Here is a 25486-nt window from a genome sequence, read left to right as displayed (position 1 = left end):
ATGCTCCGTTTCCATGGACGACCGTAACACAACCGGAGCGTGATCCGTTTTGAGTGAGGCGGAGATGCGCGCGCCGCGGGCGGACGCCGCCCGGAACCGCGACCAGTTGCTCGCGGTGGCGACCCGCGTGTTCGCGTCGGCCGACGGCGAGCCGTCGATGCGCGCGATCGCCCGCGAGGCCGGAGTCGGCATCGCCACGCTCTACCGGCACTTCCCGACCCGCGAGTCGCTGGTCGACGCGGTCTACCGGGACCAGGTCGTGCGGCTGACGAGCGGCGCCCGCGACCTGCTCGGCCGGCTGGCCCCGGCCGCGGCGATGCGGCGCTGGATGGACCTGTTCGGGGACTGGATCGCGGCCAAGAACGGCATGCTCGACACGCTGCTCGCGATGATCGAGTCGGGCGAGATCGCCCACGCGCGGACCCGGAGCGAGCTGCTGGCGGCCATCACCGCGATCCTCGACGCCGGCCGCGCGGCGGGCGACCTCCGGTCCGACGTCGCGGCCGAGGACATCGCCGCCTCCCTCATCGGCATCTTCACCGTGGCCCCCCGGCCCGAACACGAAGCCAGGGCCGGCCGCCTGCTGGACCTCCTGATGGACGGCCTCCGCCCCCCGGCCCGGCCGGCCTGAGCCTGGATCGCGGCGGCGGGGAGCGTTCCGTCGGTGTGAGCACAACGCACTAAAGGGGGCTAAAGGCGTTTAACTGGAGTAAGGCGCACAAGATTGTTGGCCGGCCGAACGCCATCCTATGGTTCACGATGGCACGATCATCGCTGCTCGGGGATGTCGGGGAAGGCGGCAGGCGTGATCAATTGATGGTGCCGAAAAGATGTGTCGGATGGCTTTCGCCGGGCCAAATACATATAAAACCGATCGAGAATTGAATATTGGGCGCGTGTCCGCATTGCGTCACTTTCATGGGTTGCCTCCGATGAGAGCGTGCCCTTATGTTTCTGGGGTTCGCGACCGAAGGAATCCGTTGATCGGAGGACCCTTTGCGTGTGGTGATCGCGGGATTCGGAAAGGCCGGGCGGCAGCACGCCGAGGCGATCCGGCAGGTGCCGGGCGTGGCCGTGCACTCGGTTCTGGAATCCGATCGCGACGTCGGCGTCGAACCGTTCACCAGGGCGCCCGGATGGCCGGCGGTCCTGGCGGACCCGGAGGTCGACGCCATCGCCCTGTGCCTGCCGCCCGGGGGACGCGCCGAGCTGGCCGCCGCGGCCGCGGCGGCCGGCAAGGCCGTGCTGCTGGAGAAGCCGCCGTGCATGTCGGTCGCGGAACTCGATCGGCTCCCCGGGTCAATGGGCGTGATGTTGCAGCACCGTTTCCGGCTTCCGCGAGAGCTGCTGGACCGGCCTTTCAAGGATGCGACCGGAACGCTGCTCGTAAGCCGTCCGAGAGACGCGGCGACGCACTACACCGGTTGGCGAGCCGATTCCGGGCGGGCGCTCGGCGGAATCACCGCGCATCTCGGCGTCCACTACCTGGATCTGGCCTGCCAACTGCTGGGAGAGGTCGAATCGGTCGATCTGCGTGATCATCGGGAATGTGCTCCCGGCATCGATGTGCGGGTCAGCGGGCTCGTCCGGTTCACGGCGGGCTCGACGCTGGCGTTCACCATCGCGGCGGACGTCCCGGCACGCGCCGAGCACCTGGTGATCGCCGGGGACGGCCGGTCCGTGACGATCGCGGACGGCGCGGTGCAGCTGCGCGACGAGGACGGCACGCGGACGCTCCCCGCCGAGCCGACCGGCGCGATGCGCGCCAAGGTCTACGAGGAGTTCGCGCACGGGCCCGACCTGTGCTCGCTGGAACGGGCGCGGCCGGTGACGGTCGTCCTGGACGAGATCCGGAAGGCGGGAGCGCGGTGAGCGCGCGCCTCGGCCTGTCGTCCGGCTCGGCGCCCGGGCTGGACGCGCCGGAGTTCGCCGCCCTGGTCCGGCGGGCGGGCGGGACGGTCGCCGACCTGCGGGCCGGCAAGGGCCATCGCTGGGAGGAGCAGGGCCTCGCCGGGCTGTGCGGCCTGCCGGTGTCGTTCGTCGGGATATCCGTGACGCTGGGACGCCCCGGCCGGGACGGCGAGGCCGCCGAGCGGTTCCCGGGCGAGAGCGTGAAGGTCTTCGCCGCACCGGGGGCGCTCGACGCGGACGCGACCGCCGGCCAGATGCGCGCGCTCACCGCCGACCGGAAGCCGGAGCAGGTGCTGGTCGAGACCCATCGGGGCGGAGCCGGGCCGGACGAGCTGGTGAGGCTCTGCGAGCGGTACGGCTGCCGCCTCGTCCTGGACAACCTCGGCCTGGACGACATCGCCGCCGACTTCCGCGGAGCGCTCGGCGATCTCGCGCCGCTGACGGCGGCGGTGCAGGTGAAGGGGTTCGAGCCGGACCGCGCGCACCGGCCGCTGACCGAAGGGGACCTGGGCTGGCTGGCGGCGTTCCGCGACGCCCGTGTCGACGTCACCGTGGAGTCGCGCGCCGGGACGCCGCACCAGGACCTGCGCGTCCTCCGGACCGCCTGGGAGGCCGTGGAATGCGCCTAGCCGTGATCAACGACGAGGTCGACCAGGACCTCGGCCGGGCCGCCGACGCGGCCGCCGGGTGCGGGTTCGCCGGGCTCGAGATCCGCTCGGTCGGCAACGTCCCGCCGCACGAGCTCACCGACGAGCGGCTCGGCGAGGTCGTCCGGGAGCTGGAGGGGAGGGGACTGGCCGTCGCCGGGTTCTGCCCGCCCGCGCTGAAGGTCCCGCGCCCGCGCACGGACGAGGAGGTCGCCGAGGCCCGCGCCGTGCTCGTCCGGGCCGTCGCGCAGGCGCGCGTGCTCGGCGCGCCGCACGTGCGGATCTTCACCTTCTACCGGGACGGCGACCCCGATCCCGCCGGGGCGGCCGAGGCCGCGAGGCGGGTGCTCGACGGGGTGGACCTCGACGGGGTGAAGCTGCTCGTCGAGACCGGGACGCGGACCAACACCCCGACCATGGAACTCGTCCTGCGGTTCCTGGACGCGGTGGACGTGCCGGGTCTGGGCGTGCTCTGGGACCCCGGCAACAGCGTGTTCAGCGGCATGCACGCGGCGCCGTTCCCGGCCGAGTACGAGCTCGGCAAGGACCTGATCGAACACGTGCACGTGAAGGACCCGGCCGGGACGAGCGGGTACGTGCGGCTCGGCGACGGCGACCTGCCGTGGGGCGACATCGTCGACACGCTGCGCGCCGACGGCTACGCCGGATGGCTCTCGCTGGAGACGCACTGGCGCATCGGCCGCGTCCTGAACCAGCGGCAGCGCGACACCCCGTGGGGCGACGACTTCACCGACGGCGGGCACGAGGCCAGCGTCGAGTGCATGCGCCTGCTCAAGGAGCTGGTGGACCGGTGACCGCGTTGCTGCTGCTGGGGGCGCAGCGGTCGGGCACCACCGCGCTGGCCCACGCGCTGAGCCGGGCGTACGCGGACGCGGGCGGCATCTTCACCGTGAACGGGAAGCTGCCGTACCTGCTGTCGCGCTGGACCACCGCCGCCGACCTGGCGGGACGGCACTTCCGCGCCGACGAGATCGCGTACGCGCTGCGGCGCCGGCCGCCCGCCGGCGAGGGCGCCGACCGCTGGCTGAAGGGCGTCGACGACGTGCTCCGGGAAGCTGCGGCAGCGGCCGCCCGAGGAGCCCACGACGCGCACGGCCCGGCTGACGCGCCCGGCGATCCGGCCGCGGCGCTCGTCGCGGACGTCATCGCCAAGGCGTACGCGCCGTGGCCGCGCTGGGGCGACAAGTACAACGAGTACCTCCTCGACCTGCCGGCCGTGCTGTCGGCCGTCCCGGACGCGCGGCTGGTCCTGCTCGTCCGGAACCCGCTGGAGGCGGCGGCGTCCCAGCTGGAATGGACCGGCGACCGGCCCTGGCGTCCCCGGACGGTCGAGGACGCCTGCGCGAAGTGGGCGGCCTGGCACCGCCCCTGGCTGGAGACCGCCCCCGGCCTGGACCCGGACCGCGTCCTGGTGATCGGCTATCGGGCGCTCTGCGAGGGGCGCGCGACGGACCGGCTCTCCGCCTTCTGCGACCTCGATCTCGGACCGTACGTGACGGGACTGCGGGCCACCCGGCCCGACCCCGGCACCGACCATCTGCCCGCCGGCACCGCCCGGGTCTGGCGGGCCCTGTGTGAAATGGAGAGCTCGACGACATGACGGACTACGAAATCTCGGAGCAGGGATACGGGCCCGACCACGAGTCGCCGTTCGGCTACGGGCTGCACCACGTGCAGATCGCCATCCCGCCCGGCAGCGAGGACGAGTGCCGCCGGTTCTACGTGGACGTCCTCGGCATGATCGAGATCCAGAAGCCGCCGGTCCTGGCCGCGCGGGGCGGGCTGTGGGTGCGCGCCGACACGCTGGAGATCCACCTCGGCGTCGAGCAGGACTTCCGCCCGGCGCGCAAGGCGCACCCCGGTATCCGCGTGGCGGACCTGGACGGGCTGGCCAAGCGGCTGACCGGCAACGACGTCGAGGTCACCTGGGACGACAACTTCCCCGGCCACCGGCGCTTCTACGCGTTCGACAACCTGGGCAACCGGCTGGAGTTCCTGCAGCGCGACGGTTCCCGCCCGGAGTGGTGAGGGTGAGCGGGCTGCTGGGCCGCCTGGTCGGCCTTCCCGACGTCCCGGCCGTGCGGCGCTGGGCGTGGGTCGCGGTCGCCGACTCGCTCGGCACCGGGCTGATCACGCCGCTGGTCATCATCTACTTCACCCAGCAGATCGGGATGAAGGCCGTCACCGTGGGCTTGGCGATGAGCATCGCCGGGATCGGCAGCGCGGTGCTCGTCCCGTTCGGCGGGGTGTTCGTGGACCGGTTCGGCGCGAAACCGCTGGTGATCACGGCGTTCGCGCTGGCGGGGATCGGCACCACCGGGTACATGTTCGCCCGGAACTTCGGCGTCCTGGTGCTGACGGTGCTGCTGGCCAACATGGCGGACGCGTCGGGACGTCCCGCCAAGCACTCCTTCATGGCCCAGATCGCCGACGGCGAGGCGCGCAACCGGCTGCTGGCGTTCAACCGGTCCGTGCGCAACGCCGGGTACGGCGTCGGCGGGCTGCTGGCCGCCGTGGTGCTCGGGCTCGGCTCGCACTTCTGGTACGTGCTGGCCTTCGGGCTGGACGCGCTGTCGTTCTTCGTCGCGATCGTGCTGGTGGTCGGCATCGTCCCGCCGCCGCTCGCGAGCGCCGCGCGGGACGGCGAGGACGCCGCGCCGGCCAAGGCGCGCGGCGGCTACGCGGAGGTGCTGTCCGACTGGCGCTACACGCTGCTGTCGGTGCTGAACGTCCTGGTCCTGCTCGAAGCGACGATCTTCACGGTCGGCGTCCCGCTGTGGGTCGTCCAGCACACCGACGCGCCCAAGGCGGTGGTCGGGGTCCTGTTCACCGTCAACACCGTCATGATCGTCCTGCTCCAGGTGCGGGCGACCAAGGGCCTGGAGGGGCCCGCCGACGTCCGCCCGTCCTACCAGCGCGCCGCGCTCGGCATGACGATCGCGGTCGCGGGCTACCTGCTCGCCCAGTACGTCGGGGCGGTCCTGGCGGTCGTCCTGCTGGTGCTGGCGGTGGTGCTGCACTCGGTCGGCGAGCTGTCGGCCTCGGCCAGCGAGTGGACGGTCTCGATCGGCCTGGCCCGCGAACGCCTGCGCGGCCGCTACCTGGCGGTGTTCGCGCTCGGCGACTCCATCGGCAAGGCGGCCGGGCCGGTGGTGGTGACGTTCCTGCTGTCCCGGGCGACCTCGGCGGGCTGGCTGGTGCTGCTCGCCCTGGTGGCCGGGAGCTGCCTGGTCAGCGCCGAGCTGGCCGTCCGGCATCCGCGCAACCGGGCACCCGAGGGCGCGCTCTCGGAGATGACCGCATGACGGCGCGCACCGTCCCGATGCCCGCAAGATCGATGCCCGCGAGAAGGAGGGTGTCCTGGTGACCCGTCTGCTCCCCACCCAGTACCGCTGGACCCGCATGGACTTCGGCGAGTGGCGGCACTTCAACCTCGGCACGCTGTTCACGGTCCCCGCCGGCCTCTCGGACGGGACGCTCGCCCGCGCCGTGCAGCGGGTCGTCGAGCGCAACCCGGCGCTGCGCACCGCCTACCGGCACGGCGCCGCCGGCTGGTCCGCCGAGGTACGGCCGGCCGACGCCGGGACCGTGGTGCGGAAGGCCGAGCTGCCCGGCTACCAGGGGCGCGCCGGCGCGATGGAGGACGAGATCGCCCGGCTGCAGGGCACGCTGCGCCCGGACGAGGGCGAGGTGTTCCGCGTCGTCCACTTCCCGTTCGGCGACGAGCCGGGACGGCTGCTGGCCACCGTCCACCACCTCACGCTCGACGGCTTCTCGATGGGGCTGGTCGGCGGCGAGCTGGATCGCGCGCTGCGGGACCGGGAGCCCGGCCCGCTGTGCGCCGCGCCCGCCGACTACGTCGCGGCCGTCGAGAAATGGGCCGCGTCCGACGAGGCCGCGCAGGACGCCGGCCGGTGGCTGGACCGGCCGTGGGACCGCGTCGCCAACCCCCCGACCGACCTCGACGGGGACGCCACCCTGCCGACGATGCGGATCGACAGCGGCGAGCTGGAGGCCGACGTGACGGCGGCGCTGACCGCCGCCTGCCGCAAGGCCGCGCTGCGGCCGAGCGACGTGCTGCTGGACGCCGCCGCCCAGGCGGTGATGGCGCGCTGGGACCTGCCCGCGGTGGCCGTCGACGCCTACCACATCGGACGCCACCTGACGCCCATGGGCATCGACGTCATCGACACGATCGGGTACCTGCAGAACACGTTCCCGATCGTCTTCACGGCGCGGGACCGCTTCGACCCCGCCGACGTCCGCGCCGTCCCCGACCGCATGTTCGGCTTCGACGCCCTGCGGTTCTTCAGCGGCCGGCTGGACGACCTGCCCGCCACCACGCTCCGCTACAACTTCCGCGGGCACATGGGCCGGCTCAACAGCAGGCCGGGCGCCTACCTCGGCGAGGCGGACCAGCCGATCCGCCGGCGGCGGGCGCAGGGGCAGACCGAGGCGTACACGCTGATGCTGGAGGGCGACGTCATCGACGGCCGGCTCGTGCTGCACATCAAGTACAGCACCGGCCAGTACGAGCCGGACAGCATCGCCGGCCTGCTCGCCGGCGCCCTGGACCGGGTCCGGGCCACCACCCGGGAGCTGGCATGCTGACGATCAGCGACCTGGTGGTGACGGTCGGCGGGCCGGGCGACGAGCTGGTCCTGCTGCGCGGCGCGGACCTGCGGGTCGCGGACGGCGACACGGTCGTGATCCGCGGTGCGCGGGGCGCGGGCAAGTCGACGCTCGCCGCGGTGCTCCGCCGCGAGCTGCGGCCCCGGTTCGGCCGGATCGACGGCCACGCGCTGGTGATCGACGACGCCGACCGGGTGCCGCCGGACCGGCTGGCCGAGCTGCTGGAGTCCTGCCGGGCCCGCGGCGAGACGCCGGTGCTGCTCGCGGCCGACGAGCACTTCGTCGGGGCGCCGCGCCCGGCCGAGGTCGTCCTGCGGCTGGCCAAGGGCATGCTGATCGCCGAGCCCCGCACTGACCGGGCGGAGCGGCCGGACCGGGGGGACCGCGCCGCCCCGGCCCCGGCGCTGGCACCGGCCGAGTTGCGGATGGCGCCGGACGAGCTGAAGCGCAAGGCGGCCGCCGCGCTGCGGGAGGCCGGATGCCCGGACGGGCCCGCCGACCTGGTCGCCGACGTGCTCGTCGAGGCCGACGTCCGCGGGCACCACTCGCACGGCATCGGGCTCCTCCCCACCTACCTCGCGCGGGTGGCGGCGGGCGGCGTCGACCCCGCCGCCGAGCCGGCCCTCACCGAGGAGGGCGCGACCGCCCGCGTGGACGCGCAGGGCGGCTTCGGGCAGCCCGCGGCGGCGCTGGCCGCCGAGTGGTGCGCCGCGACGGCGGCCCGGCTCGGCGTGGCCGCCGTCGGCGTGCACAGCAACAACCATGTCGGGATGATGGCCGCCTACCGGTGGCCGTTCCAGCGGCACGGCGTCGTCGGGCTGCTGCTCAACGTCTCCGGGCCGAGCCTGGCGGCGCCGGGCGCGGTCAAGCCGACCCTCGGCAGCAACGCGGTGTGCATGGTGACGCCGACGGAGAAGGACGAGCCGTTCGTCGTCGACTTCGCCACCGGCGTCGTCGCGATCGGGAAGATCCGGGCGGCCGCGCAGCGCGGCGAGCCGATCCCGGCGGGCTGGCTGCAGGACGCGGCGGGACGTCCCACCCTCGACCCGGGTGACCTGGAACGCGGCGGCTCGGTGCCGGTGTTCGGCGACTACAAGGGCCTGTGCGTCACGCTGATCGCCGAGGTGCTGGCGGGGATGCTGGGCGGCCAGACGGTCAGCCCGCTGGTGGCCAAGCAGCGCGCCCAGCCCGCACGGCCGATGAACTGCGGGCAGCTGTTCATCGGGATGTCGCCCGGCGCGTTCGGGCTCGACCAGACCGACAAGCTCCTCGGCGTGCTGCACGACGCGGTGGTGGACGGCTACCCGGACGCCCCGCCCGACCTGCACTTTCCCGACCAGCTGGAGGCCCGCAACACCGCCGCCGCCCGGGCGGACGGCGTCCCGGTGCCGATGTCGGTCGCGTCCGCGCTGGGCTGGGCCCGATGACGGTCCTCGACGATCCGGTCTCGCCGGGGACGCCGCCCGAGGTGCGGCAGGCGGCCGCGGGCGCGGCGCCCGGCTGGCCGCTGGTGCTGTACTTCCACCACGTCCACCCCACCCTCGACCACTACACCTCGCTGACGCCCGGCGCGTTCGAGCGCGGGCTGGAGACGGTGCTCGCCGAGTACGGCCCGGCCCTCGACCCGGCCGACGTCCGCGCGGACCTCGACCCGCCGGCCGGGCCGCGGGTCCTGATCACCTTCGACGACGGGCACCGCGACAACCTCGAGCACGCGCTGCCGGTGCTGGACCGGCTCGGCGTGCGGGCCCTGTTCTTCGTCATCACCGGGCTCGCCGACGCCGCCCCCGACCGGTCGATGACCTGGGACGAGGTGGCGGACCTCGTGGCGGACGGGCACCGGGCCGGCTCCCACACCGTGACCCACCGCAAGCTCCCCGCCCTGGGGCCGGACGAGCAGCGCACGGAGATCACCCGTTCGCTGGCGGCGGTCCGCGACCGGCTGGGCGACCCGGCTCCGCCGCTGGCCCACCCCTACGGCCTGCGCCCCGCCGCGGGCGCGGTCCCGGACGGCGTCCTCGCCTTCGGCACCGTGAAGGCGCCGCCGCGCCCCTGGACGGCGGCACCGCACGACATCCGACGTACCTACCTGCCGGCCGGCCGCGAGGACTCGTGGCCGCGGCTGTGTCGCGATTGGAGACGGCAATGGTGGCACCCATCACCGTGATCATTCCCAGCCGGGACCGGTACCGCGATCTGCGCCGCTGCCTGATCGCGCTGGCCGAGTGCGACGGCGGGCTGCTGCACGAGGTGCTGGTCGTGGACGACGGCTCCCGGCCGCGGATCACCGACGCCGTCGCGGTCGGCGACCTGCCGGTGCGCGTGCTGCGCAACGACCGGCCGATGGGCGCGACGCCGGCGCGCGCGCACGCCGCCGACCATGCGCGCTCGCCGATCCTGGCGTTCCTGGACGACGACGCGCTGCCCCGGGCGGACTGGCTGACCGAGATCGCCGCGCAGCTGACGCCCGACCGCGGCGCCGTCACCGGGCGGGTGCTGCCGTTCGACGCCGGGCTGCTCTCGGAGGCCCGCCAGTCCCGCTACCTGGAGCGCTACCGGGGCCTCGGGCCCGGGCAGCGGGTCACCTTCTTCGCCGGCGGCAACAGCGCGGTCTGGCGGGAGCACTTCCTGGCCGCCCGCGGCACCGCCGTCAACGTCCCCGGCAGCGACAACGACCTGGTGAGCGGGCTGTCCCGGCTCGGCCTCGGGGTCCACTTCGCGCCCTCGATGGTGATCGTCCACCGCAACGGCAAGGGACTGCTGCGCGCGTTGCGGGACGCGTACGGGTCCGGGCACCACGCGCGCCCGCTGCCGGTGCGCGACGCGCTCCGGGACATGGCGCGCCCGGTGCCGGGCTCGTCCCCGCAGGTGCGGCTCACCAACCGGATGCTCAACCTCGTCCACCTGGCCGGACGCAGCGTCCCGCGCTCCACCAGGCAGCATCCCTGACCCGCCCGGCCACTCCGTCCAGCCGACCGTCCAGCCGACCGTCCCGCCGACCCGATCGATCCCCCCGCCAGGCCCGCGGTGGTTCCCGCGCGGCCGGAGTGTTCCGCGAACAAGGCAAGGAGTCCGATATGTCCGTGTCCCAGGCCGACCCGGCGGTGCTGCAGACCCTCAGCGAGCTGTGGGAGGAGGTCCTGGAGGTCGACGGCGTCACCGCCGACGACGACTTCTTCGAACTGGGCGGCGACAGCCTGCTCGGCGTCACCATGATCGGCAAGGCGCGCCATGCCGGCCTGTCCTTCTCCTACCAGGACCTGCGGGACAACCCGGTGCTGGGGCGGCTCGCCGCCGTCGTGGCGGGCTGACCCGTGTCCCGCACCCTGACCGGGCTGTTCGGCCGGCACGCCCGCGCGCACCCCGGCCGGCCGGCCGTGCTGGACGGCGGCCGCGCCCTGACCTACGCCGAGCTCGACGCCGCCTCGGACGAGGTCGCCGCCGGGCTGGCCGCGTACGGCACCGGCCGCGGCGACCGGGTCGCGCTGCGGCTGCCCCGGTCCGCCGACCTCGTCATCGGGGCCCTCGGGATCCTCAAGAGCGGCGCCGCGTACTCCCCGCTCGACGTGGCGTGGCCCCCCGCGCGCGTCGCCCGGATCACCGAACTGCTCGGCGCACCGGTCGAGGTGGACGCCCGCACCCTGCCCGAGCTGCGCGCCCGGGGCCGGGCCGCCGCCGCTCCGGCCCGTCCGGCGGTGCGGGAGGACGACCCGGCGGTGGTGCTGTTCACCTCGGGATCCACCGGCGAGCCCAAGGGGGTGCTGTGCCCGCACCGGGCGATCGGCCGCCTGGTCCCGCGCGCCGGCCACCTCGACCTGACCGCGCCCGTGGTGATGCCGCTGGCGGCGGCGGTCCCGTGGGACGCGATGTCGCTGGAGCTGTGGAGCACGCTGTGCTCCGGCGGGACCCTGGTCGCCGTCCGGGACCTGTACCTCACCCCCGGCCGGCTCCGCGAGCTGGTGACCGGGCACGGCGCCGACTCGCTGGTGCTGGCCACCTCGGTGTTCAACCTGCACGTGGAGGAGGACGCCGGCGCGTTCACCGGCCTCCGGCAGGTCGCCGTCGGCGGCGAGCAGCTCTCGCCCCGGCATGTCGCCGCCTTCGTCGCGCGGCACCCGGACATCGCCCTGATCAACCTCTACGGACCGGCCGAGAACGGGATCCTGACGACGACGCACCGCTTCACCGCGGCCGACTCCGCCGAGGGACGGGTGCCGATCGGCGTTCCCGTCCCGGGCACGTCCGTACACCTGGTGGACGGGGAGATCTGCGTCAGCGGCGACGGCCTGGCCCTCGGCTATCTCGGCGATCCGGCCGGCACGTCCGAGCGTTTCACCGAGCTGACGATCGACGGCCGCACCGTCCCCGCCTACCGGACGGGGGACCGCGGGCACCGCACGCCCGACGGCCTCTACCACTACGCCGGGCGCACCGACCGGCAGGTGAAGATCCGCGGCCACCGGATCGAGCCCGCCGAGGTGGAGCACGCCGCCGAACGCGTCCCCGGCGTCACCCGGGCCGCCGTCGTGCCGGTCGACGGGCCGGACGGCCGCGCCACCGGCCTCGCGCTGTTCTTCACCGGCGACCGGGACGGCGCGGACGTGCTCGCCGACCTGCGGGACCGGCTCCCCGGCTACCTCGTCCCGGCCCGCGCCGAGCACGTCGGCCGGTTCCCGCTGACGGGCAACGGCAAGCTGGACCACGCCGCGCTGGTCGAGTCCGCGGCCGGGTCCGGCGCGGCTCGTCCTGCGGCGCGGCCCGCGCCCGACCTCGACGGCGCCGGCACGGACGCCGAACGCGTCGCCGCCGTCTTCGCGGACGTGCTGGGCCTTCCGACCGTGCCGCCGGACGCGGACTTCTTCTCCCTCGGCGGCGACTCGCTCGCCGCCGGGCGCCTCAGCGGCCGACTAGCGGCGGCGCTCGGCGCGCCGGTGCCGCTCTCGGCCGTCTTCGAGTCGCCCACGCCCGCCGGCCTCACCGCCCTCATCGCCGGGCGTCCGCGTACCGGTGGCGCCCCGTCCGGTGAGGACGACCGGCGGGACGCGTCGGACGGCGCCGTCCCGCTGCTGCCGTCCCAGCTGGGCTTCTTCGTCGCGCAGCAGATGGACCCCGACGACCTCACCGCGCTCTGCCCGATCGTCTGGGACCTCGACGGCGCCCTCGACGCCGCGGCGATGCAGCAGGCGCTCGATGACGTGAACGCGCGCCATGAGGCACTGCACAGCCGGTACACGGTGCTGGACGCGCCGGTCGCGGTGCGCCCGCCCGGCCGGCCGCCGCAGGTCGAGCTGATCACCGTGGCACGTCCCGGGGACGTCCTCCCCGCGCTCATCGCCCCGCTGGACATCCAGGACGGCCGGGTGTGGCGGGCCGCGCTCGCGCCGGGCCGGTTCGGGATCGTCGTCCACCACATCGCGTTCGACGCGCGGGCGGCGTCCGTGCTGGCCCGCGACCTGTCCGCCGCCTACCGGGCGCGGGCGGAAGGGCGGGAGCCGCGGTTCGGCGGTCCCGCGCCGGGCCTCGCGGAGCTGGCGTCCGGGTACCGTCCGCCAGCGCCGGACGATCTCGCGGAGCAGCGCGCCTACTGGCGCACCGCGCTCAGCGGGGCGACCGTGGTGGAGCCGCCGCCTGGGACGGGACCGTCCGGGGGTCTCGCCGCGACCGTCCGGCGGTTCGACGAGGCGGCCCTCACGGCGGCGGTCCGGTCTCGGGGGACCACCGCGACGGTCGCAGCGCTCGCCGCCTACGCGCACGCGGTCGCCGACCTCACCGGCCGCACGGACGTCGTCGTCGGCCTGCCGGTCGCGCGGCGCGGCGACGCGGCGGCGGAGCGCGCGGTCGCCTGCATGATAGAGATGACCTGCGTCCGGCTGCGCGCGCCGGCGCTGGACGCGGCGCGCGAGGCGCTCGTCGAGGCGTTGCGCCGTCCGGACGTCCCGGTGCACGAGATAGCGCGCCTGGCCAAGCTGCGGCCTCCCTACGACACGGTCGTCTCGGTTCAGGACAACCCCGAACCGATGCTCGACGTGCCCGGGGTCCGCGCCCGGCACGTGTGGGTCGACACCGACGAGCTCGACACCGCCCTTCTCGTCGAACTCCTGCCCGGCGGGCGCCTGCGGGTGAGCCGCCGCCGCGAGGCGGTGTCCGCGGGCTACGCCGACGCGCTCGCGGACGCGATGGCCGGTTTCCTTTCCGGGCTCGCGGACCGGGAGCCCGTCGCCGCGGCGAACGGGGCGGCGACCGGCACGGCGAGCCGGGGGGCGAACCGGTGAGCGCCCGGCGCAGACGGCTGTGGGAGCAGCGGGTCCTCGACCCGTCCGGTCCCTGGCACGACATCACCTTCACCGTGGACGTCACGGGCGGCGCCGGCCCCGCCCGCCTCGGCCGGCTCACCGCGCTCCTGCACGACCTGTCGACCGGTCCCGCCACCGAGCCGGAGGGCGGCTTCCGGGCCACGCCGTCGGCCGAGCTGAAGGACGGCGTCGTCACCGCCACCGTGCCCGCGATGTGGGGCACACCGGACGGCTTCGTCCATGCGCTGGCGACCGGCGCGCCTCCGGGCGACCGCGACGCGACGCCCGCCGACCTGGACCATTGGGCCGAGAAGCTCGCCGACGCCATCGACCCCCGGCTGCCCGAGGACGGCGACGCCACCGGGGACGCCGATCCCGCCGGAGTGCTCGCCCTCGGCGAAGCGCCGGCCGGCGCGGACGACGGCCTGCTGCTCGCCGCGCTCGCGGTCGTCGCCTGGCGCTGGACCAGGCTGACCGATCTGGCCATCGGGGTGCCCGAGGGCCTGGTCCGGCTGGAGGTGGACGCCGGGGTCCCGCTCGGCGAGCTGACCCGGCGGGCGCGCGAGGCCAGGGCCGCGGCGGCACGGCACGCCGGGACGCTCGAACGGGCCATGGAGGAGACCGGCGTTCGCCTCATGCCGAGCCTGCGGCTGATGGACGCGGTGCGGGACGCGCCCGTCCACGTGGACGGACTGACGCTGACGCCGCACGTCCCGCCGCACGGGCCGGTCGGGTCCACGCTCGCCGTCGGCCCCGGCCATGCCGCCTACGACGCGCGCCGGCTCTCGGCGGGCACCGTCGCACGGATCCTGGCGCAGATGCGCATGGTCATGGGTGCGGCGCCGGACACCCCTCTGGGCGCGCTGCCGCTCATGGAACCCGCCGAACGGACGACCGTCCTCACCGGTTTCAGCGCCACCGCCCCCGCCGCGGGCGACGGCCGCGCGCTGCACGAGATCGTCGACGGCCCGCCGGACGCGACCGCCGTGGTCTGCGGCGACGACCGGCTGACCTACCGGGACCTGGACCGCCGCTCCGACCGGCTCGCCCGGTACCTGCTGGACGCCGGAGTACGCCGCCAGGAGGTCGTCGGGGTCGGCATCGGCCGGTCCGCGGACCTGGTCACCGGCTTCCTCGGCGTGCTCAAGGCGGGCGCCGCCTACCTGCCCCTCGACCCCGGCTACCCGCCCGACCGGCTGGAGTTCATGCGGGCGGACGCGAAGGCCCGCACGATCGTCACCGGCGAGCTGATCGCCCGGCTCGACGCCGCCGGCGCGCCGGGCCTCGACGAGCCGGTCCCCGTGGACGAGGCGGACCTCGCGTACGTCATCTACACCTCCGGCTCCACCGGCGCGCCGAAGGGCGTCCAGGTGGAGCACCGGCAGATCGTGAACTCCACGGCGGCCCGGTACCCCGTCTTCCCCGGCCCCTACGACTCCTACCTCGCCCTCGCCGGACCCGCGTTCGACGCCCTGGGCGCCGGGATCTACTTGACGCTCAGCCGCGGCGGGACGCTGGTGTTGCCGACCGACGACGAGGTGACCGACCCCTGGTCGCTGGCCAAGCTCGCCGACCGGGAACGGGTGACGCACTTCGACGGGGTGCCCGCCCAGTACGCGGCCGTGCTCGACGCCGCGCCCGACGTCCTCGCCGGGATCCGCTGCGCCGTCGTCGCGGGCGAGGCCTGCCCGCCCGGGCTGCCGGCCCGCCACTTCGACGTCACCGGCGACGCGGTGCTCATCAACGAGTACGGGCCGACCGAGGCCACCGTCTGGGCGCTGTGCCACACCTGCGAGCGCCCGTCCGGAGCGGCCGGGCGGCGGGTGCCGATCGGCAGGCCGGTCGCGGGCGCGCTGGCGTTCGTCCTGGACGACGGCCTGAACCCGCTGCCGATCGGCGTCCCGGGGGAGCTGTGCGTCGGCGGGGCGGGGGTGGCCGTCCGCGGCTACCTCGGCCGGCCCGAGGCGTCCGCCGAGCGCTTCGTGCCGAACCCGTTCGGCGACGGCCTGCTGTACCGCACCGGCGACATGGTCCGCTGGCGTCCCGACGGGACCGTCGACTTCCTCGGCCGGATCGACCAGCAGGTGAAGATCCGCGGCTACCGGGTGGAGCCCGGCGAGGTCGAGGCCGCGCTGCAGCGCCATCCGCGCGTCCGGGAGGCGGCGGTCGTGCCCGCCCGGGTGGGCGACCACATGCGGCTGGTCGCCTACGTCGCCACCGCCGACCCGTCCCTCGCCGACGCGGAGCTGACCGCGTTCGCGGGGAGCCGGCTGCCCGCCCACATGGTCCCGGGCGTGTGGATCCGCCTCCCGCACCTGCCGCGCACCCGCAACGGGAAGCTGAACCGCGCGGCCCTGCCCCCGCCGCGGCCTCCCGCGCGCGGCGGCGCGTCCGCCGCTCCCCGCACCCCCCTGCAGCACGCCGTGCTCGACCTGCTCGGCTCCCTGCCGGGCGCCGGCACGGCCGCCGACCTGACGGCCGAGGTCCCCGCGTGGGCGGGCTCCCGGTACGGCCCCGCCCTCGTCACGGCGCTGCTGCGGGACCGCTTCGGCGATCCCGTGCCGCACGTGTCCGCCGGGGACACCGCCCGCAGGATCGCCGCCGAACTGCGACGGCTCGGCACCCCCCTCCAGTGACGCAGCGAAGGAGAAGGACGACGATGGACGAACCCGTCTCGTACTCGATGTCCCTGGCCGACATCGGCGAGCTCGAAGCACTGATCGACAAGATCGATGCGCTGGACATCGACCCCGCCGCCCCGCGGTTCTTCGACCAGGCGTGGGAACTGACCGCGATGGTCCCGCACGGGGTGCGCCGGTTCCTGGCCGAGTTCTGCCTGCACGAACGGGCCGCCTTCGGCATGGTGCGCGGCTGGCCCGTCAGCGACCGGGCGATCGGGCCGACCCCCGCGAACTGGTCGCAGGCCGCCGAGCAGGCGCGCGGACGCCGCGAGGAGTTCGTCCTCGCGCTGTTCGCGATGTGCCTGACCGGTGACGCCTTCAGCTGGTCCACCCTGCAGGGCGGCCGGCTCATCCACAACGTCGTCCCGATCCAGGGCGACGAGTCCGAGCAGAGCGGCCACGGCCAGGTGCTCCTGGAGTGGCACACCGAGGACGGCTTCCACCCCTACCGCTGCGACTACCTGCTGCTGTTCGGCATGCGCAACCACGACCGGGTGCCGACCCTGGTCTCCTCGATCCGGGACGTCCGGCTGGACGAGGCGGACATGGAGATCCTCCGCCGCCCGCTGTTCCACATCATGCCGGACAACGAGCACCTGAGGCAGATGGCCGAGATCCATCCCGGTCATCCGAGCCTGCTGCGCGCCCGCAAGATGCGCGAGGAGCCCGAGGCCGTCCCGGTGCTGTTCGGCGCGCAGGACTCGCCGTACCTGCGGATCGACCCGTACTTCATGCGCTGCGCGGACGGCGGCCCGGCCGCCGAGGCGGCGCTGCGGCGCCTGATCGACGAGCTGAACCGGGTGCAGCAGCGCCTCGAGATCGACCCGGGGACGCTGCTGATCGTCGACAACTACCTCGCCGTGCACGGCCGCGCGGCGTTCAGCGCGCGCTTCGACGGGACGGACCGCTGGCTGAAGAAGACGCTGGTCACCCGGGACCTGCGGACGTCGCGCGACATGCGCGAGTCGCCGTCCAGCCGGGTCATCGTGTGACCGCCGTGCGATCGGGGGAACCCGTGGAAGGAGCCTCGCCCATGGACCTGGTCGTCGTGGGTCTCGGCTATGTCGGCCTGCCGCTGGCGCGCGAGGCGTGCCGCGCCGGGCTCACCGCCGGCGGACTCGACCGGGACGCCGCCGTCGTCGCCGGCCTGGCGGCGGGCCGTTCCCACGTGGACGACGTGACGGACGCCGACGTGGCCGCGATGCTCGGGGCGGGCTTCACGGCCACCGGCGATCCCGCGGTGCTGGGCGCGGCGCAGACGATCGTCATCTGCGTGCCGACGCCGCTGGCCCCCGAGGGCGGCCCGGACCTCACGGCGGTGCGCGGCGCGGCACGGCGGGTGTCCGCCCATCTGCGCCGCGGGACCCTGGTCGTCCTGGAGTCCACGACCTACCCCGGAACGACCGAGGAGGTCGTCCGGCCGATCCTGGAGGAGTCCGGGCTGACCGCGGGGGAGGACTTCCACCTGGCCTTCTCGCCGGAGCGCATCGATCCGGGCAACGGCCGGTACGGCGTCGCCAACACGCCCAAGATCGTGGGCGGGTACACGCCCGCGTGCGCCGCCGCGGCCGAGGCCTTCTACGGCAAGTTCGTCGAGACGGTCGTCCTCGCCAAGGGCACGCGCGAGGCCGAGATGGCGAAGCTGCTGGAGAACACCTACCGGCACGTCAACATCGCGCTGGTCAACGAGATGAGCGTGTTCTGCAACGAACTCGGCATCGACCTGTGGGACGCGATCTCCTGCGCCGGGACCAAGCCCTTCGGGTTCCAGTCGTTCTTCCCCGGCCCGGGCGTCGGCGGGCACTGCATCCCGATCGACCCCAACTACCTCTCCTACAAGGTCCGGACGCTGGGGTACTCGTTCCGGTTCGTGGAGCTGGCGCAGGAGATCAACACCGGGATGCCGCGGTACGTGGTGCAGCGTGCGCAGCAACTGCTCAACAACCGGGGCATGGCGCTGCGCGGTGCCCGGGTCCTGCTGCTGGGCGTCACCTACAAGGCCGACGTCGCCGACCAGCGAGAATCCCCCGCGCGGCGGATCGCGGAGCAGCTGGCCCGGCACGGCGCGCAGCTGTCCTACCACGACCCGTACGTCGAGACATGGCAGGTCGGTGACCTGCGGCTGTCCCGCGTCACGGACCTGCCGGACGCGTTGCGGACCGCCGACCTGACCCTCCTGGTCACCGACCACAGCGTGTACACCGCCTCCCTGCTGGGCGAGCACGCACGTTTCCTCTTCGACACGCGCGGCCGCACCAGCGAGCGGCCGATGGCGAACACGGAGCTGCTGTGAACCCCCCGGACCTCGGCGGCGCCGACCCCGCCGCCTTCCGCGCGCTGTACCTGTGGGCGGACGACCCGGAGCGCGAGTTCTGGCCCGGCCCGGTCCAGAACCAGGTGCGCGAGCTGATCGCTCCGGGTCCGGGCCGTCTCGACCCGGACGGACTCCGGCACGAGATCACCGAATGGGCCCGCGCGCAGACGTCTCGCTTCCGGGCACGCACCGGCTTGCCCGCGGTCCGCCGGATCGTGCTGAACTGCGCTCCGCTCGCGTTGAAGGCCGGAGCATGGCTGCAATGGCTCGTCGGTGCGGGTGATGCCGATCGGCAACTGAGCATGGACGTCCTCGCGCTGTACGCCGAAGACGTCGGCGTAGGAAGGCCGGGCGAGGACCGCGCGGCGCGCTACCGGCGGCTGATGGAGGGCGCGGGCCTCGCCGGGCGGATCGTGCCGGAGGACCGTCTCGCCGCCGACCCGCAGATCGCCGACCGGAGCTTTCGCCTCGCGGCACTGCTGCTGGCGGCGAGCCGCTACCCGGCCGCCTTCGCCCCCGAACTCCTCGGAGCCGACCTGTGCCTGCGCTGGGTCGGCGTGCCGCCGCCGCTGCACGCCGTCCGGGACGGCCTGGACCGGTCCGCCGCCACGGCGCGGACGTGGTCGGCGCTTGACCTCGGCGCGTCGGCCGACCGGTCGCTGGCGGCGGTCCGGACGTACCTGCGGGAGAACCCCGGCGACGACCGGCCGTGGAGGGCCGTCCGCTGGACGCTCGACGAACTGCGGGCGTGGAGCGACGAGCTGTACGACCTGAGCGGCCGGGCGCTCGATCCCGCTTTCGAGATGGCGGAACTGCTGCGGCACCGAGCACGCGAAGCGAGCGCGTACCACCACGACTACCGGTTGGAGGGCAGGACGCTCGCCGAGTGGTTCGGCGCCGGCGCCGACCAGATGCTCGGGGCGCTGGGACGCAGCAGGCTCGTCCGGCCGGGCCGTCCGGACGCCAGCCCGCTGCTGCGCGACCTGATCGGCGCGGGCGGTCCGATGTTCCGAGTCTTCTCACCCGAGGACCTGGCCGTCATCGGGCGCTGGATCGCCTCCCTCGGCGAAGCGGCGGCACCGGAAGCCGCCGCCCCGGCACCTGCCGCGCTGTCCGTCGCCCCCAGTGCGCCGGAGCGCGCAGTGGCACGCGAGGCCGCTCCCGAAGACGCTTCCGAGGCCGCTCCCGCGACGGTGCGGGAGGCGTACCGAAGGCTGCTCCAGCGGGACGACTCGCCCGCCGTCCGCGGCTACGCGCTCGACTACGCGCGCGGATGGCTGGAACGCTCGCGGGCGGGCATCGAACGGATGAAGAGCCCGCCCCGGCGATGGGAGCCCGGCACGCTGCGCCGCTGGCTGCGCGACCAGCACGACCGGCACGACGAGCAGTTCCGGGCAGGGGAGAGCCTGGCGGTCCCGCCCCGCGAGAGCGTCATCGACACCTTCCTCCAGCTCGCGCCGCTCAACCTGATCGACGGCGGCTGGCTCGGCGGCTTCACCGACCACCGGCACGCGGTCGGCGACCTGGGCCGCGTCCTGTTCGCCACGTACTGGGACGAGCTGGGCAACGGCGAGCTGCCGCTCAACCACCCGCTCATCTATCGCGACCTCATGCGCGAGATGGGCTTCGACCTGCCGTCGACCGCGTCGCGCGAGTTCGCCGAATGGCCGGGCTTCCGCGACGAGTCGTTCGAGCTGCCGGTCTACTGGCTGGCGCTCAGCCGGTTCCCCCGCACCTTCTTGCCGGAGACGCTCGGGCTGAACCTGGCGATGGAGCTGTCCGGGGTCGGCGGGACCTACCGCCGCGACCGGGCCGCGCTTCGCACCCACGGGTTCAGCAGCCGCTACGCCGACGTCCACAACACCATCGACAACGTGGCGACCGGCCACTCGGCCTGGGCGGTGGACGCGATCGACTGCCACCTCGCCGCCCTGGCCGAACGGTCGGGAATCGAGGCGGCCGCGGACGCCTGGCTCCGGATCAGGACCGGCTTCCGGTCGCTGCGGCCACCGGCCCGGGGCGCTCCCGCTCCCTCGCGCTGACCAGGGGGTCTGTAGGACTTTGGCTGGACTCGCGGTCTCGGGTCAGCGCGGGTCTCGGGTCAGCGCGGTCTCCGGTCAGCGCGCTTGATCGGGCCGCCAGGCGTACTCGTGCTCGGGCCGTCCCGTGCTTCCATAACGGAGGGTGACCCGGACCTTGCCCGCCTGCGCGAGGGACGCCAGGTAGCGCTGGGCGGTGGTGCGGGAGATGCCGATCTCCGTGCCGATCTCGGCGGCGGACCGCGGGCCGTCCGAGCGTTCCAGCGCCTCCATCACCAGCTGGCTGGTGATCTGCGCGTGGCCCCTCTTCGCGGGCCGCGGGGTCCCCGGCGCGCCGTACAGCGTGCGCAGCGCCTCGTCGATGTCGGCCTGGCTCAAGTGCCCGCTGACCCCGATCTGCTTGCGGAACCGCAGGTAGGCGGTGAGCCGCTCGGCCAGGTGCGCCCCGGTGAACGGCTTGATCAGGTAGTGGTAGACGCCGCCCGACAGCGCGGTGCGCACCGACTCGGCGTCGGCCGCCGCGGTGGCCAGGATGACGTCGGCCTCCAGCTGGCCCAGCAGGTTCAGCCCCGACTCGTCCGGCAGGTAGACGTCCAGTAACACGAGGTCGGGCCGTAACTCGGCCGCCATGGCGCGCGCCTCGGCGGCGGACCCGGCCCGTCCGGCCACCCGGAACCCGGGCACGGCCCGGACGAGCTGCGAGTGCACCTCCGCCACCCGGAAGTCGTCGTCCACGACGAGCACCGAGATCTCGGCCGGCTCGCTCATCCGGTCGCCCCCGCTCGGTCGGCTCGCCCGGCCGGCGGCGTCGCGAGCACCGCGCCGGGTCGCGCTCGGGTCCGGTCCGGGAGGCGCACTACTGCGAACAAGATCATGGAGCCAGCTCTCCGACTCGATGGAGTCTTTCTGCAGCACAGCGCCAGTTTTCGTGTTCACCCCGATGGCGCCGTGGGGAAAGGGCCGATCTCACGGTTCGACACCCTGCGGATGAAGAGGTGTATGGGAGCGGTGCATTCGGTGCCAGCCTGTGTCATTCCGTCCGCATCAAGCCCGATCATTGTGCCGCAAAACGCCGCCATGCGCCGATCCGTTACCGGACGCCGGCAGCGGTAGAACGCCGGCTCACGTGTGCGGCGGTTGCGGCGGAGCGGCGACTACCGGCGGCCGGGCAGACCGCGATCGGTCAGAAAGCGCCGAACGACATCGGTCAATTCGGCGAAAGCGCAGGTCGGCGAAGGTCAGAGATCAGGTCGGCGCGCCTGAAGATCAACGAAATCCGTTCGCCATGGGAGTACGGCGCCGAGGTGACACCGCCGGCATAGATCATGTCCGGAAGCGAGAAGAGCTTGCTCCGCCCCTGCCACAGACGCCGATCTGGCCGTCCGCGGCCGTGGTCCTGTCACTCCGCCTTGGGGGCGAGGCCGGTGAATGCGAGGTCGACGATGGCGTTGATGTGTTCGGTGTCGGCGATGCGCGGGGTGAGCAGCCGGCGGTAGTAGGCGGCGCCGTAGAGCAGTTCGGTGACAAGGACGGGGTCGGCGTCGGAACGGACCTGGCCTTGGCGCTGCGCGCTCTTGATGCGTTCGGCGGCAGCGCCCGCGAGGTGACCGATGAAGGTGTCCCACAAGGCCCGGTGCAGGTCGGGGTCGTGCTGGGCTTCGCCGATCAGGGCGCGGTAATGCGGAAAGACGGCGGGGTCGCCGAGGATGCGCGAGGCCGCCGCCATCTGCGCCTTGATATCGGCGACGAAATCACCGGTGTCCGGGAACGACGCGTCCATCTTCCAGGTGGACAGCAGGCCGTCCAGCAGCACGGCGGCCTTGGACGGCCACCAGCGGTAGATCGTGTTCTTGCCGACGCCCGCGCGCGCGGCGATGCCCTCGATGCTGACCTTCCGGTACCCGACCTCCTGGCACAGGTCCATGGCGGCCTTGATGACGGCGTTGGCGGCCTCTTCGCTGCGGCGCTCGGGACGTCTCGGTGACATGCGGACAGCATAGCCCTCAGGCGGCACGGAACGTTCCGTATTGACTGGGTGGGCGGCGGCGTGCATGCTGAGGCGGCACGGAACGGTCCGTGCCGCCAGTGAGGGACGAGCCCCATGAAAGTTGAGTTCACCCACGACATCGCCTGCGTGTGGTCGGCGCTCGGCTACGCCCGCTTCCAGCGGGCCGCCGAGGAGCACCGGGCGGGTGGCGGCGAACTGGAGGTCGTCTTCAGGCCGTACCAGCCCGCGGTCTCCTCACCGGGAACGCCGCCGGGCGGCGGCCATCTCCGGCGCGGCGCCGCCGCGTGGCCCGAGCAGATCGCGCGGGCGGCGGCGGCCGACGGCCTGATGCTGAACCTCGACCGGATCGTGCCCGCCCACACCGCCCGCGCCCACCGGCTCATCGCGCTGGCGGCCGCGCGCGGCGCCGCCGAGGACATGGCAGCCCTCCTGTACCGCGCCCATTTCACCGACGGTCTGGACGTCGCCGACACGGACGTGCTGCGGGACCTGGCGTCCGCCATCGGCGTCCGCTGGAACGGCGAGAACGACGGCGAGCGGCCGCCCCGCGCCGAACCCGCGCCGTCCGTCCGAGCATCCGGACCGCAAGTGCCGGTCTTCAGATTCCCGGACGGGACCGTGCTCGTTGGGGCCGTGTCACTCGCCGCGCTGCGGAGTGAACTGGGCCGGGCCGGCTCAACCCCGTACTCGCCCGAATTGCAGGTCCCGCACTTTCTGCCTCGTTAGAGGGGACGGTCGGTCAGCTGGGGGCGGTGAGCCGGCGGGCTCGCTCCAGATCGCGGGCGGCGCTGAGCGTCAGAGGCTGGTCGGGTCCGAGCACGGCCTCCAGCCCCAGCACGGCGTGCTCGTAGCGGGTGAGCGCCTCTGCCGTCCGCCCGACGGCTTCGTAGGCGGACGCCAGACCGTGCACAGTTATCAGGGTGTCGGGGTGGTCGGCCCCGATGACCCGTTCCTGGCGCGGCAGCACGTGCTCGTACACGGCGATCGCCTCCTCGAACCGTCCCGCGTGGTGGTAGGCCCAGGCCAGCCGTCCCTCGTCGACGAGCGCCTCAGGGTGGTCGGCGCCCAGCAGCCGCGCCCTGTCGGCGACGAGCGCCTCGAACAGCTCCGCCGCCCGGTCTGGCCGCCCCGCCTCCACCAGCGCGAACGCGAGGAAGAACCGCGAGGCGAGCAGGTGGGGATGGTCGGTGCTCAGCGTCCGCGACTGGGCGGCGACGACGGTCTCCAGAAGCCGGACCGCCTCGTCCGCGCGGCCGGCCGTGGTGAGCGCCGAAGCCAGCCCCGCCCGGGCGCGCAACGCCTCGGGCGCGTCCTCGCCCCGGATCCGGGACCACCGGGCGGCGAGATCCCCGAACAGGTCCACGGCCGCGACCGCCTGACCTGCGAACTCGTAAGCGTGCGCCAGCGTGTAGACGGCGTCCAGGGTCTCGGGGCGGTCCGGGCCCAGGACCCGCCGGCGCCCTTCGACGACGGCCCGCGCGACCGGGACGGCGCGAGTCCCGTCATTGAGGTAGAGGAGATGCTCCGCGGTCACATGCCGGATCTTGAACAGCGTTTCGGCGGCGGCGCGAGCGCGCGCGGCGTCCTCGTCCAGAAGCGGCTCCAACGACTCCCACAGAGCGGCGGCGTGCTCGTCCACCGCGAGGATCGTGGGGAGCTCCCGCCCGGTGTCCTCGTCGGCGATCCGCTCGACGAACACCAGCCGGAGGGCGGCGGCCTCGATCAGCGACGCCAGGGTGCCGTCGCGGGCGGCTTCGTCCCGGACCACCCGGCGTACCAGCCGGTGCACCAGCACCGTCGATCCGTCCTGGGAGAAGGCCACCAGCGACACCGCGCCCAGCTCGGCCAGCGCGCCGGCGGCCTCGGGGCCCAGCATGTCCGCCCTCACGCCCGACGGCGAGAACACCGCCAGCTCGCCGAGGAGCCCGCGGGCCTGCGCGCCGACCCCGTCCAGCGCCAGCGCGATCGCCTGCCCGACCCCGCGCGGATACGGTTCGCCTCTCGGCCGGTCCAGCAGGACGTCCACCGGGGTGGAACGGACCCGCGCCAGGTAGGCGGCGTAGCCCACGCGCGGCGGGCCGACGAGCGCGGCCGCGGCGATCGACAGCGCCAGCGGGAGCCGGTCCAGCTCGTCGATGAGCTCACCGACCGGCTCCGCGTCGCCGGCCGCGCCGACCCGGTCGCGCAGGTACCGCCGGGCCTCGCCGGCGGTGAACCGGGCGACCGGCAGCGGGGCCGCGATCCGCTCGAAGGCGAGGTCGTTCGTCGTGATCAGCACCCGGGCGGCGCCCCGGGCGGGCAGGAAGGGGGCCAGCGCGTCGGGGTCGTCGGCGTTGTCCAGCACCACGAGGTAGGGCTCACGCCGGTCCTCCAGCCAGGCCCTGAGCTTCCGGACGACCGCCGAGGAGTCGTCGGCCGCGCCCCGGAGCCCGAGCTCGGCCCCCATCAGGTGCAGCGACGCGGTCAACTGCCCCGCGGTCTCGGCATGCAGCCAGGCGACCGGCACTCCCCGGTCGGCGCGGTCCCTGGCGTACGCCGCGGCGATCTGGGTCTTCCCGACGCCCCTCGCCCCGACCAGAGCGCAGACCGCCGCCGCTCCGCCGTCGCGGAACACCTCCTCGATCCCCGCCAGGAGATCGGCACGCGGCTGGAACGCCCTGGGCTCGCGCGGGACGTCACCGATGGCGGCGGGCACCGGGCGGGGCCGCCGGACGGGAGGATCCTCCGTCTGACCAGCCCAGATGACCAGAGGCGTCCCGGGCACCAGCACGACCAGACTCACCACGATCCCGGCCGCGTTCGGGTCGACACCGACCATCGCGCACACCCACCAGGCCAGAGCCCCGGCGGCCAGGGGAAGAACCGTGGCGATCGTGACCTTCTCCCACCGCGGCACGACACCCTCCCTCACGGAGCACGAAGCCACCGGCGCACGGGGAC

General features: G+C 74.2%; 21 protein-coding genes. 18 read left to right on the top strand and 3 right to left on the bottom strand.

Annotated features, from left to right (window positions below; all coding sequences use genetic code 11):
• The first annotated feature begins 64 nt into the window (after nucleotides 1–64).
• The 17 genes from F9B16_RS01870 (at nucleotide 65) to F9B16_RS01795 (ending at nucleotide 20541) form a co-directional block, all read left to right on the top strand.
• Nucleotides 65–631 carry a TetR/AcrR family transcriptional regulator gene (locus F9B16_RS01870; RefSeq protein ID WP_225991252.1) on the top strand — a complete coding sequence of 189 codons (567 nt, stop codon included), beginning with the start codon at nucleotides 65–67 and terminating at the stop codon, nucleotides 629–631.
• A 371-nt stretch (nucleotides 632–1002) separates the two neighbouring features.
• Complete coding sequence (locus tag F9B16_RS01865) at nucleotides 1003–1872, top strand: Gfo/Idh/MocA family oxidoreductase (RefSeq protein ID WP_192808565.1); 870 nt, start codon at nucleotides 1003–1005, stop codon at nucleotides 1870–1872.
• Complete coding sequence (locus F9B16_RS01860) at nucleotides 1869–2540, top strand: hypothetical protein (RefSeq protein ID WP_151538041.1); 672 nt, start codon at nucleotides 1869–1871, stop codon at nucleotides 2538–2540. Before F9B16_RS01865 ends, F9B16_RS01860 begins: the two co-directional genes overlap by 4 nt.
• Nucleotides 2531–3373 carry a sugar phosphate isomerase/epimerase family protein gene (locus F9B16_RS01855; RefSeq protein WP_151538040.1) on the top strand — a complete coding sequence of 281 codons (843 nt, stop codon included), beginning with the start codon at nucleotides 2531–2533 and terminating at the stop codon, nucleotides 3371–3373. The genes F9B16_RS01860 and F9B16_RS01855 overlap by 10 nt, the downstream gene beginning before the upstream one ends.
• Nucleotides 3370–4179: a sulfotransferase gene (locus F9B16_RS01850; protein WP_192808564.1), complete on the top strand. Its 810-nt coding sequence runs from the start codon at nucleotides 3370–3372 to the stop codon at nucleotides 4177–4179. The genes F9B16_RS01855 and F9B16_RS01850 overlap by 4 nt, the downstream gene beginning before the upstream one ends.
• Nucleotides 4176–4607: a VOC family protein gene (locus tag F9B16_RS50605; RefSeq protein WP_192808563.1), complete on the top strand. Its 432-nt coding sequence runs from the start codon at nucleotides 4176–4178 to the stop codon at nucleotides 4605–4607. Before F9B16_RS01850 ends, F9B16_RS50605 begins: the two co-directional genes overlap by 4 nt.
• A 2-nt stretch (nucleotides 4608–4609) precedes the next feature.
• Nucleotides 4610–5884 (top strand): MFS transporter, encoded by a 1275-nt coding sequence (locus tag F9B16_RS01845; RefSeq protein WP_192808562.1) that lies wholly within the window; start codon nucleotides 4610–4612, stop codon nucleotides 5882–5884.
• A gap of 58 nt (nucleotides 5885–5942) precedes the next feature.
• Nucleotides 5943–7190, top strand: a complete 1248-nt coding sequence (locus F9B16_RS01840; protein WP_151538037.1) for a condensation domain-containing protein — start codon at nucleotides 5943–5945, stop codon at nucleotides 7188–7190.
• Complete coding sequence (locus F9B16_RS01835) at nucleotides 7184–8638, top strand: Ldh family oxidoreductase (RefSeq protein WP_151538036.1); 1455 nt, start codon at nucleotides 7184–7186, stop codon at nucleotides 8636–8638. The genes F9B16_RS01840 and F9B16_RS01835 overlap by 7 nt, the downstream gene beginning before the upstream one ends.
• Nucleotides 8635–9378, top strand: a complete 744-nt coding sequence (locus F9B16_RS01830) for a polysaccharide deacetylase family protein (protein ID WP_151538035.1) — start codon at nucleotides 8635–8637, stop codon at nucleotides 9376–9378. The genes F9B16_RS01835 and F9B16_RS01830 overlap by 4 nt, the downstream gene beginning before the upstream one ends.
• Nucleotides 9357–10160 carry a glycosyltransferase family 2 protein gene (locus F9B16_RS01825; RefSeq protein WP_151538034.1) on the top strand — a complete coding sequence of 268 codons (804 nt, stop codon included), beginning with the start codon at nucleotides 9357–9359 and terminating at the stop codon, nucleotides 10158–10160. Before F9B16_RS01830 ends, F9B16_RS01825 begins: the two co-directional genes overlap by 22 nt.
• A gap of 128 nt (nucleotides 10161–10288) precedes the next feature.
• On the top strand, nucleotides 10289–10522 hold the full coding sequence (locus tag F9B16_RS01820; protein ID WP_151538033.1) for a phosphopantetheine-binding protein: 234 nt from the start codon (nucleotides 10289–10291) through the stop codon (nucleotides 10520–10522).
• A gap of 3 nt (nucleotides 10523–10525) precedes the next feature.
• Nucleotides 10526–13483 (top strand): AMP-binding protein, encoded by a 2958-nt coding sequence (locus tag F9B16_RS01815; RefSeq protein WP_151538032.1) that lies wholly within the window; start codon nucleotides 10526–10528, stop codon nucleotides 13481–13483.
• Nucleotides 13480–16140: an amino acid adenylation domain-containing protein gene (locus F9B16_RS01810; protein WP_151538031.1), complete on the top strand. Its 2661-nt coding sequence runs from the start codon at nucleotides 13480–13482 to the stop codon at nucleotides 16138–16140. Before F9B16_RS01815 ends, F9B16_RS01810 begins: the two co-directional genes overlap by 4 nt.
• 23 nt (nucleotides 16141–16163) lie before the next feature.
• Complete coding sequence (gene gntD / locus F9B16_RS01805) at nucleotides 16164–17177, top strand: guanitoxin biosynthesis L-enduracididine beta-hydroxylase GntD (protein ID WP_151538030.1); 1014 nt, start codon at nucleotides 16164–16166, stop codon at nucleotides 17175–17177.
• A 41-nt stretch (nucleotides 17178–17218) separates the two neighbouring features.
• Entirely contained in the window at nucleotides 17219–18478 is a 1260-nt protein-coding gene (locus tag F9B16_RS01800) for a nucleotide sugar dehydrogenase (RefSeq protein WP_192808561.1), read from the top strand.
• The gene (locus F9B16_RS01795) at nucleotides 18475–20541 is read left to right on the top strand and encodes an iron-containing redox enzyme family protein (RefSeq protein WP_151538028.1); all 2067 of its coding nucleotides are present in this window, start codon (nucleotides 18475–18477) and stop codon (nucleotides 20539–20541) included. Before F9B16_RS01800 ends, F9B16_RS01795 begins: the two co-directional genes overlap by 4 nt.
• Nucleotides 20542–20616: 75 nt before the next feature.
• Here the strand turns inward: F9B16_RS01795 and F9B16_RS01790 are convergent, their stop codons facing one another.
• Together F9B16_RS01790 and F9B16_RS01785 are read right to left on the bottom strand one after the other, a co-directional pair.
• Nucleotides 20617–21306 carry a response regulator gene (locus F9B16_RS01790; protein ID WP_151538027.1) on the bottom strand — a complete coding sequence of 230 codons (690 nt, stop codon included), beginning with the start codon at nucleotides 21304–21306 and terminating at the stop codon, nucleotides 20617–20619.
• Nucleotides 21307–21937: 631 nt separating this feature from the next.
• The gene (locus F9B16_RS01785) at nucleotides 21938–22525 is read right to left on the bottom strand and encodes a TetR/AcrR family transcriptional regulator (RefSeq protein ID WP_151538026.1); all 588 of its coding nucleotides are present in this window, start codon (nucleotides 22523–22525) and stop codon (nucleotides 21938–21940) included.
• A gap of 114 nt (nucleotides 22526–22639) precedes the next feature.
• On the opposite strand from F9B16_RS01785, the gene F9B16_RS01780 reads away from it, so the two are divergent.
• Nucleotides 22640–23272 carry a DsbA family oxidoreductase gene (locus tag F9B16_RS01780; protein WP_151538025.1) on the top strand — a complete coding sequence of 211 codons (633 nt, stop codon included), beginning with the start codon at nucleotides 22640–22642 and terminating at the stop codon, nucleotides 23270–23272.
• Between the two features lie 13 nt (nucleotides 23273–23285).
• Here F9B16_RS01780 and F9B16_RS01775 read toward each other — a convergent pair whose 3' ends face one another.
• The gene (locus F9B16_RS01775) at nucleotides 23286–25442 is read right to left on the bottom strand and encodes a tetratricopeptide repeat protein (protein ID WP_151538024.1); all 2157 of its coding nucleotides are present in this window, start codon (nucleotides 25440–25442) and stop codon (nucleotides 23286–23288) included.
• Nucleotides 25443–25486: the final 44 nt, after the last annotated feature.

It is taken from the genome of Actinomadura montaniterrae (assembly GCF_008923365.1).
Lineage (GTDB): Bacteria > Actinomycetota > Actinomycetes > Streptosporangiales > Streptosporangiaceae > Spirillospora > Spirillospora montaniterrae.
The sequence above is the reverse complement of the archived record's forward strand: the minus strand, read 5'-3'. Positions and strand labels throughout refer to the sequence as shown.

What these genes read in the sequence shown, in the direction of transcription:
- F9B16_RS01870 (WP_225991252.1), top strand. Translation starts at nt 65, where the DNA reads ATGCGCGCGCCGCGGGCGGACGCCGCCCGGAACCGCGACCAGTTGCTC.
- F9B16_RS01855 (WP_151538040.1), top strand. Translation starts at nt 2,531, where the DNA reads ATGCGCCTAGCCGTGATCAACGACGAGGTCGACCAGGACCTCGGCCGG.
- F9B16_RS50605 (WP_192808563.1), top strand. Translation starts at nt 4,176, where the DNA reads ATGACGGACTACGAAATCTCGGAGCAGGGATACGGGCCCGACCACGAG.
- F9B16_RS01835 (WP_151538036.1), top strand. Translation starts at nt 7,184, where the DNA reads ATGCTGACGATCAGCGACCTGGTGGTGACGGTCGGCGGGCCGGGCGAC.
- F9B16_RS01830 (WP_151538035.1), top strand. Translation starts at nt 8,635, where the DNA reads ATGACGGTCCTCGACGATCCGGTCTCGCCGGGGACGCCGCCCGAGGTG.
- F9B16_RS01825 (WP_151538034.1), top strand. Translation starts at nt 9,357, where the DNA reads ATGGTGGCACCCATCACCGTGATCATTCCCAGCCGGGACCGGTACCGC.
- F9B16_RS01820 (WP_151538033.1), top strand. Translation starts at nt 10,289, where the DNA reads ATGTCCGTGTCCCAGGCCGACCCGGCGGTGCTGCAGACCCTCAGCGAG.
- gntD (WP_151538030.1), top strand. Translation starts at nt 16,164, where the DNA reads ATGGACGAACCCGTCTCGTACTCGATGTCCCTGGCCGACATCGGCGAG.
- F9B16_RS01800 (WP_192808561.1), top strand. Translation starts at nt 17,219, where the DNA reads ATGGACCTGGTCGTCGTGGGTCTCGGCTATGTCGGCCTGCCGCTGGCG.
- F9B16_RS01790 (WP_151538027.1), bottom strand. Translation starts at nt 21,306, where the DNA reads ATGAGCGAGCCGGCCGAGATCTCGGTGCTCGTCGTGGACGACGACTTC.
- F9B16_RS01785 (WP_151538026.1), bottom strand. Translation starts at nt 22,525, where the DNA reads ATGTCACCGAGACGTCCCGAGCGCCGCAGCGAAGAGGCCGCCAACGCC.
- F9B16_RS01780 (WP_151538025.1), top strand. Translation starts at nt 22,640, where the DNA reads ATGAAAGTTGAGTTCACCCACGACATCGCCTGCGTGTGGTCGGCGCTC.